A 14,545-nucleotide genomic window follows, 5' to 3' on the forward strand; every position below is an offset into this window, starting at 1 on the left:
ACGTGTTGGCAGGACACGGATTATTTGTCCGTGTAGTTAAACGCCTGCGGATGATTCGCCAGGCTGCCGCTGAGGGCCGCATATAAAACGGTTTTCCCGTCAATCGACAGGGCATCACTGATATTCAGCCACTGTAACTCTTCACGATGGCGAGCTTCGTTGTTACGGGCGAACAGGCCACTCATCGTATTATCGGCGGGTGAGTAAATCAGCGCAAAATTCTCGCTGGCACAATCATGGGGTTTGCAGGCACTGTATACCTGATAAGTGACCCCCTTAAGCGTCACCTGCTGCATCGGACTTTCAACGCCGCCTTTGATTATCCAGTCCGGCAGGTGCTGATGGGCAATCAGTTTAGAAAAGGCGCTGCCCCCCTGCTGACTGGCCACCAGACTGCTCAGTGTGAGCGTCTGAGCCAGAGCAGTGAAAGAGATCCCCGTACAGCAAAGGGTAGTCAGAAGAGCCATTGTGCGAAATTTCATAATATCCCCGGTCCGTCATCATGTGAGTTTAAGTATATCGTGAATTCCGTGAATTACCGGGCGTAAAGGGAATTCTGTTGCCTGTGTAACGGAGGAGCGTATCAGGCCGTGTGGCTGTTTCTCTCTGCCGTGTGATTTAGCGATTTATTTGCTTGAGTTTCAGGCACCATATAAGTATTATTACGCGTCAATTTTTCAGCCGCATTTTAACACGTTCCTTGCTTCCATGGGCCGCGGCTGACCCTGACAGGAGGCTGAATAATCCGTAAGGAGCAACCGATGCGTCATTACGAAATCGTATTTATGGTCCATCCTGACCAGAGCGAGCAGGTTCCTGGCATGATCGAGCGTTACACTGGTGCTATCACTGGTGCTGAAGGCACGATCCATCGTCTGGAAGACTGGGGCCGCCGTCAGCTGGCTTACCCGATCAACAAACTGCACAAAGCACATTACGTTCTGCTGAACGTAGAAGCTCCGCAGAGCGTTATCGATGAGCTGGAAACTAACTTCCGCTTCAACGACGCCGTTATCCGTAGCATGGTTATGCGCGTTAAAAACGCGGTAACTGAAGCATCTCCGATGGTTAAAGCGAAAGAAGAACGTCGTGATCGTCGTGAAGACTTCGCTAACGAAACCTCTGATGACTCAAGTGCTGAGGATTCTGAAGAGTAATCCATGACGGTGGCGAATCGTCTGCGTCTGTCCGGCAATGTCTGTGGCAGAGTCGTCAGAAAGACCAGCCCCTCAGGAATTCCTCACTGCCAGTTTGTGCTTGAGCACCAATCGATGCAGGAGGAAGCCGGATTATCCCGGCATGCATGGTGTCGTATTCCTGTCATTATCAGTGGTACAGCACACCTGCAGATTACTCAACATATAACGGTCGGCACGCAACTCATTATTGACGGTTTCCTGCACTGCCATCAGGCAGCGACGGGACAGAGCAAAATGGTGTTACATGCCGAGCAGATTGAATTGATAGATTCTGGAGACTAGCCTAATGGCACGTTATTTCCGTCGTCGCAAGTTCTGCCGTTTCACCGCGGAAGGCGTTCAAGAGATCGATTATAAAGATATCGCAACGCTGAAAAACTACATCACTGAAAGTGGCAAAATTGTACCGAGCCGTATTACCGGTACTCGCGCAAAATACCAGCGTCAGCTGGCCCGTGCTATCAAGCGCGCGCGCTACCTGTCTCTGCTGCCGTACACTGATCGTCATCAGTAATCGGCCACTGTCCATTAACGACTTTGAGAGGATAAGGTAATGCAAGTTATTCTGCTTGATAAAGTAACAAACCTGGGTAACCTGGGTGATCAGGTCAACGTTAAAGCGGGCTACGCTCGTAACTTCCTGGTACCAAAGGGCAAAGCTGTCCCTGCGACCAAAACTAACATCGAGTTTTTCGAAACTCGTCGTGCTGAGCTGGAAGCTAAACAGGCTGAAACTCAGGCTGCTGCCAATGCCCGTGCTGAGAAAATCAACGCACTGGGTACTGTAACCATCACTTCTAAAGCCGGTGACGGTGGCAGACTGTTTGGTTCTATCGGCGCACGTGACATTGCTGATGCAGTGTCTGCAGCGGGTGTTGAAGTTGCTAAAAGTGAAGTACGTTTATCAGAAGGCGTTCTGCGCTCTACTGGTGAGTACGAAGTTAATTTCCAGGTTCATAGCGACGTTGTTGCTAAACTGGTTGTTAACGTTGTTGCTGCATAATCGCAGACAACATAAAAACGCCGGCCTTGTGCCGGCGTTTTTGTTTTCAGCGCGTACGTTTTTGCGGCTGCGGATCAACGGGCCTGAATAAAACTGCCATCCTGTTGACGAACAAAGAGCACCTGACCCTTTTTAGTGGACAGTGTCAGTCCGGTCACTGTACCGCGATCATTAATTCGTAATCTCACTTCCTGGCCGGTCTGTAAGTTACTGAGCGGTTTATCCTGGTCTTCCACATCTGCCATGGCAAAGACATCCCCGACCGGTAAATTATTGTCACGGAATAACTGGGCCAGCGTTTGTCCGGCAGCAATATGGTAGCGATGCCATTGCCCCTGTGGGTCATCAGAAGAAGGCGGCGGAGATGCGTCGTTAGCATCCTGCGAGTTATCCAGTTGTGCCTGCATCACCGTGGACGACGGTGGGATGGCATGTTCCACCGGGAACGGTTGTCTCTCGCCCGGCAGCAGAACCCCGACGATCAGCATGACCAGTCCGGCAAAAATACCCCAGCGGTGAAACAGCGACAGTGGATCCATCCAGTGCAGCTTTTCAGGCCAGTGCGCCATCGTGCTGACAAACGTTGTGCTACCGTTAATTCTCTGTTTACGCATCGCCGTTTCCTCGCCCGGGGATACCTCTTTCCTGACCAGGCCTTGATATGACTTTAATTTTTCCGTGATACGGTTACGGATTCCGTTGTGTTGCCGACGGGCGAAATGGCCCATAGAGTTTCTCACTTATAACACGGGTGATACCCGGGGATTGATATACCGTCATAGTGTTTATAGCAGAACGACGGATATCTGCATTTTAAGTGTCATATTCTTCATCTTTCTCAAAAAAAAGTCATCAGTGACAGGTTCGGTTTTACCCGGGAAGCATGCGCTGTTATGCTTTCGTTTCACATATAGTAGATAAATCAGGAACAGAAATGACGACTCTTTCTTTTGATAGCGTTGAAGCGCAGGCGAGTTATGGTATCGGTCTGCAAGTGGGGCAGCAGCTGCTGGAATCAGGTTTACAGGGTTTACAGCCTGAAGCGTTACTGGCCGGTCTGCGTGATGCGCTGGAAGGAAACTCGCCTGCTGTGCCTGTAGATGTCGTTCATCGCGCCCTGCGCGAAGTGCATGAACGTGCTGAAGCCGTTCGTCAGGAACGTACACAGCAGATGGCAGCAGAAGGCCTGAAATATCTTGAAGAGAACCGTCAGCGTGAAGGTGTGAACAGCACCGAATCGGGTTTACAGTTCCGGGTGCTGAAACAAGGTGAAGGTGCTATCCCTTCACGTCAGGACCGCGTACGTGTGCATTATACCGGTAAACTTATCGACGGAACGGTCTTTGATAGTTCTGTTCAGCGTGGCGAGCCTGCAGAATTCCCGGTCAGCGGTGTGATTGCGGGCTGGATTGAAGCACTGACGTTGATGCCAGTCGGTTCTAAATGGGAACTGGTGATCCCTCAGCAGCTGGCCTACGGTGAGCGCGGTGCCGGAGCGTCTATTCCGCCACTGAGCACATTGGTCTTTGAAGTTGAGCTGTTAGAAATCCTGTAAGCGATTAGCATTCAGGACAGTAATCAAGCCGGTCAGATGACCGGCTTTTTTTATCCCCTGAACCTGAGCGTGCCGGGTCTTCTCCGTCCTATCGCTGGCTCTGCGTTAAAGAAAAAAATCGGTTACACTGACAGAACACGCTGAAGATAACGCACCTGTCCGCGGGGTGCCGAAAGTAACGAGGTGAATGATGCTGGAACAAATCTGTCAGCTGGCACGGGATGCCGGACGGGAAATTATGGAGATTTATAATGCGGCTCATCCTGCCGAAGTTTCGCATAAGGCCGACAATTCGCCGGTGACGGCTGCGGACATTGCCGCACATCATGTGATCCTTCACGGGCTGACCCGGCTCACCCCGGAGATCCCGGTGCTTTCTGAGGAGTCACCGACGGACTGGGAAGAGCGCCGTCACTGGCAGCGTTACTGGCTGGTTGACCCGCTGGACGGCACGAAAGAGTTTATTCAGCGTAATGGTGAATTTACCGTAAATATCGCGCTGATAGAGCAGGGCGTGCCGGTCTCGGGCGTTGTCTACGCACCCGCCAGTGACCTGATGTATCTGGCTGGCGGGGGAAAAGCCTGGAAAGAAGAGAACGGGGTCCGTACGCAGATTTGGGTACAGGAAGCCCATCCTCCCCTGGTGGTAGTGAGTCGTTCCCATGGTGATGCGGAATTAGCGGAATACCTGCAACAATTAGGTGAGCATCAAACCATTGCCGTTGGGTCATCGCTGAAATTTTGTCTGGTGGCGGAAGGGAAAGCGCAATTGTATCCGCGTTTCGGACCGACCAATATCTGGGATACCGGGGCTGGACATGCCGTTGCTAAAGCGGCCGGTGCCCATGTGACTGACTGGACAGGTAAGACGCTCGATTATACGCCGCGTGAATCTTTTCTGAATCCGGGGTTTCGTGTGAGTCTGTTCTGAAAATAAGGCGAACGGAATATTCACCGTGCTGAGAATAAAAAACCATAGCCGAAGTCATCACTCATAAACCTGAGAAATAATCCCCCGGTTTTCCCCGATCCCACACCCGGTGACTTACCGCGACATCGCACCGCTGAGTGAGCGAATATGTCCAGGACAAGCCGCAGGGACGCGGCGAGAGGTCACGCTGAGCAGGAGCGAATCGTGACCGGTCCGTAAAGGACAAATGAGTGAGCGAAGGTACCGCGCCAGCGGCGGGCAGGCTTGTCGCAAGGCCCGGAGTGCAGAGGGCGCTGCCCTGTGCCCTTTGCCCGGTCGCCCCCGGCGGGGCTAAGGCAGCCTGCCTTAACATAAAGCGAACGGAATACTCACTGTGCTAATAATAAAAGCTACAAACAGACTGAATATTCCCTGTCTGAAATAAAAAACAACAACCAGATTCCTTACCCACAAACCTGAGACAAAAATCTCCCGTTTTTCTCCGGGCGACCAACCCGGTGATTTACCGCGACATCGCACCGCTGAGCGAGGGAATGCGTCCGGGACGAGCCGCAGGGACGCGGCGAGAGGTCACGCTGAGCAGGAGCGAATCGTGACCGGTCCGTCAAGGACAAATGAGTAAGCGAAGGTACCGCGCAGCGGCGGGCAGGCTTGTCGCAAGGCCCGGAGTGCAGAGGGCGCGGCCCTGCGCCCTTTGCCCGGTCGCCCCCGGGGGGGGCTAAGGCAGCCTGCCTTAACATAAAGCGAACGGAACCCCCGCGATATGATCCTAAAAAAATACAGATGAACGGAACACTCACCGCACTGATAATAAAAAGCTCTTCCGTTTTTTCACCGGTCCCATACCGGCGGGCAGGCTTGTCGCAAGGCCTGGAGTGCAGAGGGCGCGGCCATGCGCCCTTCATTTAATTGCAATATCCTTCCGCCAGAATATCTCTCCTGTTAAATGTTAAAACTTTGTGTGCAAACGCACAGTTATGATTTTTGTCCTGCATTACTATCGATATGCAAAATATAAGACTAATCCATAGCGAAAATGTGGTTTATCTGATGGGTAATGCGGCACTTTTTCGGTAACCTGTTGTCTTAACCGTGCCAACTGAGTCTGAACGCAGGGGGCATAGTGATACAGGACATAAGTCAGTAAGGATCAAAAGGATGAAGATTTTTCAGCGATATAACCCTTTGCAGATTGCCAAATACGTCAAGATTTTGTTCAAAGGGCGCTTATATATCCGCGGTATCGGTATGTTCGATTTCGATAAAGGCAGAGTGTTACTGCCTGTCGTGAAGGATAAGCAGCAACTGAATGTGATGTCGGAGATCAATCGGCAGGTGCTGCGTTTACAAGCGGATTATCGTTAGTGATGGCGGGGGCGGATGCCGCCCCCGTGGTAGCAGAAATTATTCGGCGGCGAGATTTCCGACAGGTAAAACGGCAGGGCGCTCGTCAATACGGGTGACCAGTAATTGATCGATGCGATAGCTGTCGATATCTACCACTTCAAACTTATAGCCGGAAAACATCACGAAATCAGTACGTTTCGGGATCTTCCTTAGCATATACATCATAAATCCGCCGATCGTTTCGTAGTTACCGGATTGCGGGAACTCATCGATGTTCAGAACCCGCATCACATCATCGATAGGCGTTCCGCCTTCTACCAGCCAGGAGTTCGCGTCACGGGCAACAATCTGCTCTTCAAAGCCCTGGCCGACCAGGTCTCCCATCAGGGTGGTCATCACATCATTCAGCGTAATGATCCCTACCACTAATGCATATTCGTTCATGATCACGGCAAAGTCTTCACCGGCAGACTTAAAGCTTTCCAGCGCTTCTGACAGGGTTAAGGTATCCGGCACAATCAGTGCCGAGCGGATCTGAACACCGCTATTCAGCGTCAGACTCTGATTGCCTAATACCCGTAACAGTAGTTCCTTCGAGTCCACATAACCAATAATATGGTCAATATCGTTGTTACAGACCAGGAACTTGGAGTGCGGATGGCGGGCAATTTTCGATTTAAGCGTGGCTTCATCTTCGTTTAAATCGAACCAGACAATATTTTCCCTCGAGGTCATGGATGAAGGTACGGTGCGTGATTCCAGCTCGAACACGTTTTCAATAAGCTCATGTTCCTGTTTACGCAGTACCCCGGCAAGGGCGCCGGCCTCAACCACCGCATAGATATCATCGGGTGTAATATCGTCTTTGCGGACCATCGGAATTTTAAACAGTCGGAAAATGTTGTTCGCCATTCCGTTAAAGAACCATACCAGTGGACGGAACACGGTCAGGCAAAACCGCATCGGATGAATAATCCGTAACGCGATAGCTTCCGGGGCAATCATACCGATACGTTTCGGTGTTAAATCCGCAAATAAAATAAACAGGCTGGTGACTATCGTAAATGAACAGATAAAACTCAGCTGTTCTGCCCATTCGGGAGAAAGGAAACGTAAAAATAACCGGTTAAATGCCGGGGAAAACGCCGAATCACCGACGATACCACCGAGGATGGCGACCGCATTCAGTCCGATTTGTACCACGGTAAAGAACATCCCCGGGGATTCCTGCATTTTCAGAATGTGTTGTGCGCGCACATCACCGTCATCTGCCAGCAATTTCAGTTTAATTTTGCGGGCTGCAGCCAGAGAGATTTCAGAAAGAGAGAAAAAAGAACTAATAACAATCAACAATAAGATGACAAGTAAGTTATCTAACATAAGAGATCCAATTTTTATACTCTTGTCATTTTTGGCCTGGGCAACACAATCACGGGTTACCGTACAACAGCACAGTCCCGTGGGCTATCCGCGCCAAAAATGTCTGTCCCGCACCCGGGGCGGGCACTTGTCGGACAGAAACACATCAGGATGACCTGAAGCGCCCATTATAACAGCAGCCGCAGAGAGCCTGCCAGAGGCAAAATTGATTAAATGTTAGCCGATTTTCTATGCGCGGATACCCCGGACGTCGCCCGGTTTAAGGCACGACGGGGCAGATAAATACAGGAAAATACCGGTGAACAGTGTTTTATCTGTTCTCAGGTGTTGTGTTAGCCGGAGCATTTTCAGACAATACCTGCCTGCAGGCGGAGAGCATTTTTTATCGGTTTTTCTCTCCGGTTTCGGAATGGACGACTACGCTGTAGTTAAGCAATTTCATACTGTCAGGGAAATCTCCCCGCAGAAGAGAACGGTTTTTTAACAGGAGTTTACGTGCCACGTCTACGTTTATCACTGTATGGTATGACACTGTTGCTGCTGGCTGCACCAGCAATTCAGGCGGCGACCGTTCGGTTACAACTGGAAGGCTTGTCGGGCGAATTACAAAATAACGTCAGACTCGGTCTCGCCTCCATATCCAGTGAGGAAGTCTCAGCAGATAGTCGCTTTCAGGCACGTTTGACGGATTCAATCAAAAAAAGCCTCAGTGCTCTGGGATATTTTCAGCCGGTAATCACCTTTCAGACATTACCTGAAGCACTGAGCACAAAAAACAGTGTGATTAAAGTGACGGTTGACCCCGGGCCACCGGTCAAAATTGCCGGCAGTACGATCGTGCTGGAAGGGGAAGCCAGACTGGACCCGGAATACCAGGCCTGGATAAAAAAAGGCCGGCCTGTAACAGGGACCATCCTGAATCAGGGTGATTATGATAGCTTCAAAAATGGTTTCTCAAGTCTTGCCCTGCGTAATGGCTATTTTGACGGTGAGTTTAAAAAAAGTCAGCTTGGCGTTTCTGTCGACAGGGGAGAGGCCTTCTGGGATCTGGATTATGACAGCGGTAAACGCTACCACTTTGGTGATGTCAGCTTCCAGGGGTCCCAAATCCGTCAGGAATACCTGCGTCGTCTGGTTCCGTTCCATCAGGGCGATAAATACAGTTCGCTGGATCTTGCTGAATTAAACCGTCGTTTATCGGCGACCGGCTGGTTCAGTTCCGTGGTTGCCTCCCCTGATTTTTCTAAAGCACATACCACAAAAGTATTACCTATCGATGCAGTACTGACCCCCGCGGTGAAAAACAGTGTCGAAACCGGGGTGGGTTATTCCACCGATGTCGGCCCGCATGTCAAAGCGACCTGGAAACGTCCCTGGGTGAATGATGACGGGCAGAGTATGTCTTTCAGCACTTACCTGTCTCAGCCTGAACAGCAACTGGATATGAGTTACAAAGTCCCGTTACTGAAGAGCCCGCTGGAACAGTACTATCTCTTCCAGGGCGGACTGAAACGAACCGATCTGAATGATACCCAGGCCGATACCTCTACCCTGGCGGTGTCCCGTTACTGGGAAAACAGCTCTGGCTGGCAGAAAGCGCTGAACCTGCGCTGGAGACTGGACCACTATACTCAGGGAACCGTCACGGATACCACGATGCTGCTCTACCCGGGCGTCAGCGTCAACCGTACCCGCTCGCGGGGAGGAATGATGCCAACATGGGGTGATTCACAACGTTACTCTGTGGATGTTTCTGATACCACCTGGGGCTCTGACATTGATTTTGTCATTCTGCAGGCACAGAACGTCTGGATCCGCACACTGGCTGAACGTCACCGGTTTGTGTTCCGCGGCAATGTGGGCTGGATAGAAACCAATGACTTTGATCGCGTGCCGCCGGATTTACGTTTCTTCGCCGGGGGGGATCGCAGTATCCGTGGTTATAAATATAAAGATGTCTCGCCGCGAGATTCCGATGACAAGCTGACCGGGGCTTCTAAAATGGCGACCGGTTCGGTGGAGTATCAGTACAACTTTACCGGCAAATGGTGGGGCGCCGTGTTCCTTGATTCCGGTGAAGCGGTAAACGATATCAAAGATACCGACATCAAAACCGGTACCGGGGTCGGGATCCGTTGGGCTTCGCCGGTGGGGCCAATTAAACTGGATATTGCCCGTGCGGTGGGTGATAAAGATGAACGCGGATTACAGTTTTATATCGGGCTGGGGCCGGAATTATGACGCTATGGAAGAAAGTCCTGACAGGGATCCTGGTATTCTTATTACTGCTGATAGTGATTATCGGGTTGTTGATCGGGACAACACCGGGACTGCATCTGGTTCTTAACAGTGCTGCCCGCTGGGTACCGGGATTGAAGATCCAGCAGGTGAACGGTGGCTGGAAAGATCTGACCATTAAAGGCCTCGGCTACCAGATGGATGGGGTGAGTGTATCCGGTGGCGAGCTGCATTTATCGCTGGATGCCGGATGTCTGATCCACTCCTCGGTCTGTGTTAATGATATCACGCTGAAAGATGTGAGTGTGGTGGTGGATAGCAGCAAAATGGCCCCGTCATCGCCCGCCAAAAGTGAGGACAAAGGCAGCGGAGAAATCTCGACCCCTTATCCGATACTGCTGCGGCATGTGGCTTTAGAGAATGTGAATGTCAAAGTCGATGACACCGCCATCTCATTGGGGGGCTTTTCCACGGGGCTAAACTGGCAGGGCCGTCAGCTGACGCTGACCCCGACCCGGATAGAAAACCTGCTTCTGGCCCTGCCAAAAGCGAAAACCGCGGTGGCAAGTGCGGCGACCGATGTCGCGACAAAAACTGTCAACAGTACGCCAGCGAAACCTGCGGCGCCGGGCACAGAGAAAACCGCTCCGGCGGCGGAGAAAGTTCCGCAACAGTCACCGGCAGACATGCTGAATGCGCTTTTTGCCAAACCGTTGCTCAACCTTCCTGAATTCCGTTTACCGCTGGATATTCGTATTGATGAAATCCTCGGTGAAAACCTGCGCCTGACGGGAGACACCGATATTACGGTGAACCGTCTGCAATTAAATGCTCAGGCCATCGATAACCAGGTAAATTTACAAACCCTGCGCATCAATGCACAGCAGGGGATCCTGAGCGCTACCGGACAGGCGACCCTCAGTGGTGACTGGCCGGTGAACCTGACCCTGAACAGCGATGTGAATATGGCCCCGGTGAAGGGTCAGAAAGTCAGACTGCTGATCGATGGTGCGGCGAAGAAACAGGTGAACCTGAATCTGAATCTGTCCGGCCCTGTCCGTGCGCAGCTGCAGGCAATGGCTCAGCCTGCCGTGACCGGACTGCCATTCTCTCTCCGTCTGACCAGCCCGCAGTTACGCTGGCCTCTGAGCGGGCAGTCCGAATGGCTGGTGAATAATCTGGCATTAACGGCCGGCGGGAAAGCGACTGACTACACTATCGCGTTCCGGAGTTCGGTGTCGGGCAGCACTATTCCTCCTGCAGATATTTCGCTGGACGGGAAAGGGAATACGCAGCATTTCTCACTGGATAAACTGCATATCGGTGCATTACAGGGAAGTGCGGATGTTAAGGCTCTGGTTGACTGGACGAAAGCTATCAGCTGGAACAGCCAACTGACGCTGGCCGGCATCAATACCGCGAAGCAATACCCGCAATGGCCGTCACGTCTCGACGGGACGATCACCACCCGGGGCAGCCTGTATGGCGGAAGCTGGCAGGTCAGCGTTCCGACGTTATTACTGAAAGGGAACGTCAAACAGAATGCGGTGAACGTTAAAGGCTCCCTGTCGGGTAACAGTTATAACCAGTGGACGATCCCCGGAGTGACCGTGGCGCTGGGACAAAACCGGCTGGATATTAAAGGGGCGCTGGATAAAAAAATCAGTCTCGATGCTGATATTGACGCCTCGCACCTGGATAACGCACTGCCAGGTCTCGGCGGCAGGGTGAAAGGGTCGGTGAAAGCACGCGGCACACTGGAAGCCCCGGAGATTCAGGCCGACCTCGCGGGCCAGGCATTACGCTGGCAGCAGTTACAGATCCATGATTTCAGTCTGAAAGGTAACGTCAGTTCCGGAAAAGAGATTGCCGGAAAACTGGCCTTACGACTCAACCAGCTCCGGCAGGATTCGCTGGATATCCGTAGTGTGGTACTGGATGCCAGTGGCAGTGAAAAACAGCATCAGCTCACACTGACGGTAGAAGGCAAGCCGGTTTCCGGGCAGTTAACCCTGAAGGGCAGTTTTGACCGTCAGCAGCAACGCTGGCAGGGGGCTCTCAGTAATACCCGCTTTGCGACCCCGGTGGGTGACTGGCGCTTAAGCAAAGCCGTGAGTCTGGATTATAAAAACACGCTGAAGAGTATCACTGTCGGCAGCCATTGCTGGCTGAATCCGGATGCGCAGATCTGTGTACCGGAACCGATTGTCGCCGGCGCAGACGGGCATGCGCGTATTCAGTTAGTCCGTGTTGATTTAGCGATGCTCAAACCGCTGTTACCCGGCACGACGCAACTGAAAGGGGTGTTCAGTGGCGATGCCCGCGTAAACTGGAAAGCCGGTTCAGGCTTACCCACCGGGAATGTTGTGCTGGACGGTAAAGGGGTCGAGGTAAAACAGGAGGTCCAGGGGAAAACTCTGCCTGTCGCATTTGATGCCCTGAACCTGAAGGCGTCGCTGGTCAACGGTAAGGCGCAACTTGGCTGGCTGATCCGGATTGCTAATAACGGTCAGCTGGACGGAAACATACTGATTAATGACCCGCAAAAAGTCCGTAATCTGAGCGGTAACGTCAATATCAATAACTTCTCTCTCGGGTTGTTTAATCCGGTGCTGGCCGCAGGAGAGCAGATCAAGGGGGTACTGAATAGTCAGTTACGGCTGGGCGGAAATCTTGCTAACCCGCGGGTCTACGGCCAGACTGCACTGACCAATGTGGATATCAACGGTAACTTTATGCCGATCGATATGACCACCGGCAACCTGAAGCTGGTGTTCAACGGTGTCAGTTCCACTCTTGAAGGGATGATCGGCACACGGCAGGGGAACCTGAATCTGACCGGCAATGCAGACTGGAGTCAGCTGGATAACTGGCGGGCGAAGATTGCGGCGAAAGGGGAAAAGATCCGTGTTACCGTGCCACCGATGGTCAGAATGGATGTTTCTCCGGACCTGGTGTTTGAAGCCACGCCGGCTGCATTTAATCTGGATGGCAGGGTGGATATCCCATGGGCAAGAATTACTGTACAGTCCGTGCCGCAAAGTGCCGTCGGTAATTCATCAGATCTGGTAATGCTGGATGATAATTTACAGCCTATTAAGCCGAAAACGACTGCAATTCCTATTAATAGTAATTTAATCATACATATAGGTAATGATGTCCGTTTGTCCGCCTTCGGTCTGGATGCCCGGCTGAACGGAGATTTGAAAGTATTACAGGATAAGAATGGACTCGGGCTGAATGGACAGATTAATATCCCTTCAGGACGCTTCCATGCGTATGGTCAGGATCTTGTGGTTCGTAAAGGACAGTTACAGTTCTCCGGACCGCCTTCTGAACCCTATGTCAATCTGGAAGCTATCCGTAATCCTGAAGCGACAGAGGATGATGTTACCGCAGGTATTCGTGTCACCGGTCTGGCAGATGCACCGAAAGTTGAAGTGTTCTCTGACCCGGCAATGTCACAGCAGGAAGCCCTGTCGTATCTGTTACGTGGGCAAGGCCTGGGCAGTGATGGTGACAGTAATGCGCTGACATCGGCTTTGATTGGCCTCGGGGTTGCACAAAGCGGACAGGTGATGGGCAAAATTGGTGAAACCTTTGGTGTCAGTAACCTGGCGCTTGATACCGCGGGTGTCGGCGATAGTCAGCAAGTGCAGGTCAGTGGATATGTCCTGCCGGGACTGCAGGTGAAATATGGTGTCGGCTTATTTGATTCACTGGCGACACTGACACTGCGTTACCGGCTGATGCCTAAACTCTATTTGGAAGCCGTGTCTGGCGTTGACCAGGCGCTCGATTTGCTTTATCAGTTCGAGTTTCAGTAATGCGAATAATTGTCTATGGCAGTTTAAGGCGCAAGCAGGGAAATAGTCACTGGATGACCAATGCGCAGTGGTTAGGGGATTACCGGGCCGAGGGATATGAGCTTTATCATCTGGGGCTCTATCCCGGAGTGGTTGAGGGAGAAGGTAGCGTCTATTGTGAGGTGTACCGGATTGATGCCACCACACTGGGGGAGCTGGATGCGTTGAGAACACGCGGGGGGGAATATTCACGCCGGTTAATCTCTACCCCTTACGGCAGCGCATGGATGTATATTTATCAACGTCCGGTGGCCGGGCGTCAGCGAATTGACAGCGGCGACTGGCTGGAAAGGGACTGAACATCGCCATCAATAAAAAAACGCCGTCTGTTGACCGGACGGCGTTTTTTTTCGTTCAGCAGAAATTACTTCTGAGCGCGTTTGAAAGATTCCAGAATTTCAGCTTTCGCTGCAGCCGCATCGGCCCATCCGTCAACTTTCACCCACTTACCTTTTTCCAGGTCTTTGTAGTGCTCAAAGAAATGTGTGATCTGAGCGCGCAGTAATTCCGGAAGATCAGTCACATCTTTAACGTGATCGTACTCTTTGGTCAGTTTGCTGTGCGGTACAGCAACGACTTTAGCATCTTCACCGGACTCATCGGTCATTTTCAGTACACCCACCGGGCGGCAACGGATCACAGAACCATGCTCTAACGGGTACGGTGTAGGGACCAGTACGTCTACCGGATCACCATCCAGAGACAGGGTATGGTTGATGTAACCATAGTTACATGGGTAGAACATGGCAGTAGACATGAAACGATCGACAAACAGAGCACCTGAGTCTTTATCTACTTCGTATTTGATAGGGTCAGCGTTCGCCGGGATTTCAATGATAACGTAAATATCTTCTGGCAGATCTTTACCTGCCTCAACCAGGTTCAAACTCATCGTTTAATTCCTTTAGTGACGTAAATTAAGTGCCCGGTATTATAGCTAACTGACAGTGAAAGTATTGTCTCTTTTTCTTCTTTCAGAGTGATCCCTCCGGGCGGAATAACGTGGCCGGCCAGGTCAGGGGATAC

At 51.7% G+C, this 14,545-nt stretch carries 14 protein-coding genes; 10 read left to right on the forward strand and 4 right to left on the reverse strand.

Translation table 11 applies throughout. The features are described 5' to 3' along the window. Positions 1–20: 20 nt before the first annotated feature. Entirely contained in the window at positions 21–482 is a 462-nt protein-coding gene (locus ABD035_RS00910; RefSeq protein WP_343866939.1) for an Ivy family c-type lysozyme inhibitor, read from the reverse strand. A 279-nt stretch (positions 483–761) separates the two neighbouring features. Between ABD035_RS00910 and rpsF the strand changes: the two genes are divergently transcribed. Genes rpsF through rplI form a run of 4 tightly spaced genes read left to right on the forward strand, consistent with a single transcriptional unit; the run spans position 762 to position 2,202 of the window. Then, on the forward strand, positions 762–1,157 hold the full coding sequence (gene rpsF / locus ABD035_RS00915; RefSeq protein WP_025901094.1) for a 30S ribosomal protein S6: 396 nt from the start codon (positions 762–764) through the stop codon (positions 1,155–1,157). A 3-nt stretch (positions 1,158–1,160) separates the two neighbouring features. Next, positions 1,161–1,481, forward strand: coding sequence for a primosomal replication protein N (gene priB, locus ABD035_RS00920; protein ID WP_212713192.1), 321 nt, complete (start codon positions 1,161–1,163; stop codon positions 1,479–1,481). A 4-nt stretch (positions 1,482–1,485) separates the two neighbouring features. Next, entirely contained in the window at positions 1,486–1,713 is a 228-nt protein-coding gene (gene rpsR, locus ABD035_RS00925; protein WP_000135199.1) for a 30S ribosomal protein S18, read from the forward strand. A gap of 39 nt (positions 1,714–1,752) precedes the next feature. Continuing rightward, positions 1,753–2,202, forward strand: a complete 450-nt coding sequence (gene rplI / locus ABD035_RS00930; RefSeq protein WP_212713191.1) for a 50S ribosomal protein L9 — start codon at positions 1,753–1,755, stop codon at positions 2,200–2,202. A gap of 74 nt (positions 2,203–2,276) precedes the next feature. On the opposite strand, the gene ABD035_RS00935 is transcribed toward rplI, so the two are convergent. Beyond that, entirely contained in the window at positions 2,277–2,816 is a 540-nt protein-coding gene (locus tag ABD035_RS00935) for a LysM-like peptidoglycan-binding domain-containing protein (protein WP_212713190.1), read from the reverse strand. Between the two features lie 320 nt (positions 2,817–3,136). On the opposite strand from ABD035_RS00935, the gene bamJ reads away from it, so the two are divergent. The 3 genes from bamJ to ABD035_RS00950 all read left to right on the forward strand — a co-directional run bounded on the left by bamJ (position 3,137) and on the right by ABD035_RS00950 (position 6,053). Next, positions 3,137–3,757, forward strand: coding sequence for a BamJ family beta-barrel-assembly machinery protein (bamJ, locus tag ABD035_RS00940; protein ID WP_212713189.1), 621 nt, complete (start codon positions 3,137–3,139; stop codon positions 3,755–3,757). Between the two features lie 190 nt (positions 3,758–3,947). Continuing rightward, complete coding sequence (gene cysQ / locus ABD035_RS00945; protein ID WP_343867287.1) at positions 3,948–4,688, forward strand: 3'(2'),5'-bisphosphate nucleotidase CysQ; 741 nt, start codon at positions 3,948–3,950, stop codon at positions 4,686–4,688. A gap of 1,158 nt (positions 4,689–5,846) precedes the next feature. Then, a complete protein-coding gene (locus tag ABD035_RS00950; protein WP_343866957.1) occupies positions 5,847–6,053 on the forward strand; it encodes a DUF1107 domain-containing protein in 207 nt (68 codons plus the stop codon). Positions 6,054–6,092: 39 nt separating this feature from the next. Here the strand turns inward: ABD035_RS00950 and paeA are convergent, their stop codons facing one another. Continuing rightward, positions 6,093–7,415, reverse strand: coding sequence for a polyamine export protein PaeA (paeA, locus tag ABD035_RS00955; RefSeq protein WP_212713187.1), 1,323 nt, complete (start codon positions 7,413–7,415; stop codon positions 6,093–6,095). Between the two features lie 525 nt (positions 7,416–7,940). On the opposite strand from paeA, the gene tamA reads away from it, so the two are divergent. The 3 genes from tamA to ABD035_RS00970 are packed head-to-tail and all read left to right on the forward strand — an operon-like array spanning position 7,941 to position 13,818. After that, the gene (gene tamA / locus ABD035_RS00960; protein ID WP_343867289.1) at positions 7,941–9,656 is read left to right on the forward strand and encodes an autotransporter assembly complex protein TamA; all 1,716 of its coding nucleotides are present in this window, start codon (positions 7,941–7,943) and stop codon (positions 9,654–9,656) included. Then, a complete protein-coding gene (tamB, locus tag ABD035_RS00965; protein ID WP_343866961.1) occupies positions 9,653–13,480 on the forward strand; it encodes an autotransporter assembly complex protein TamB in 3,828 nt (1,275 codons plus the stop codon). Before tamA ends, tamB begins: the two co-directional genes overlap by 4 nt. Continuing rightward, on the forward strand, positions 13,480–13,818 hold the full coding sequence (locus ABD035_RS00970) for a gamma-glutamylcyclotransferase family protein (protein ID WP_212713184.1): 339 nt from the start codon (positions 13,480–13,482) through the stop codon (positions 13,816–13,818). Before tamB ends, ABD035_RS00970 begins: the two co-directional genes overlap by 1 nt. Before the next feature lie 65 nt (positions 13,819–13,883). Here the strand turns inward: ABD035_RS00970 and ppa are convergent, their stop codons facing one another. Beyond that, on the reverse strand, positions 13,884–14,411 hold the full coding sequence (gene ppa, locus ABD035_RS00975) for an inorganic diphosphatase (protein WP_212713183.1): 528 nt from the start codon (positions 14,409–14,411) through the stop codon (positions 13,884–13,886). Positions 14,412–14,545 lie beyond the last annotated feature (134 nt).

This window comes from Tatumella terrea (assembly GCF_039523755.1).
Classification (GTDB): domain Bacteria; phylum Pseudomonadota; class Gammaproteobacteria; order Enterobacterales; family Enterobacteriaceae; genus Tatumella; species Tatumella terrea.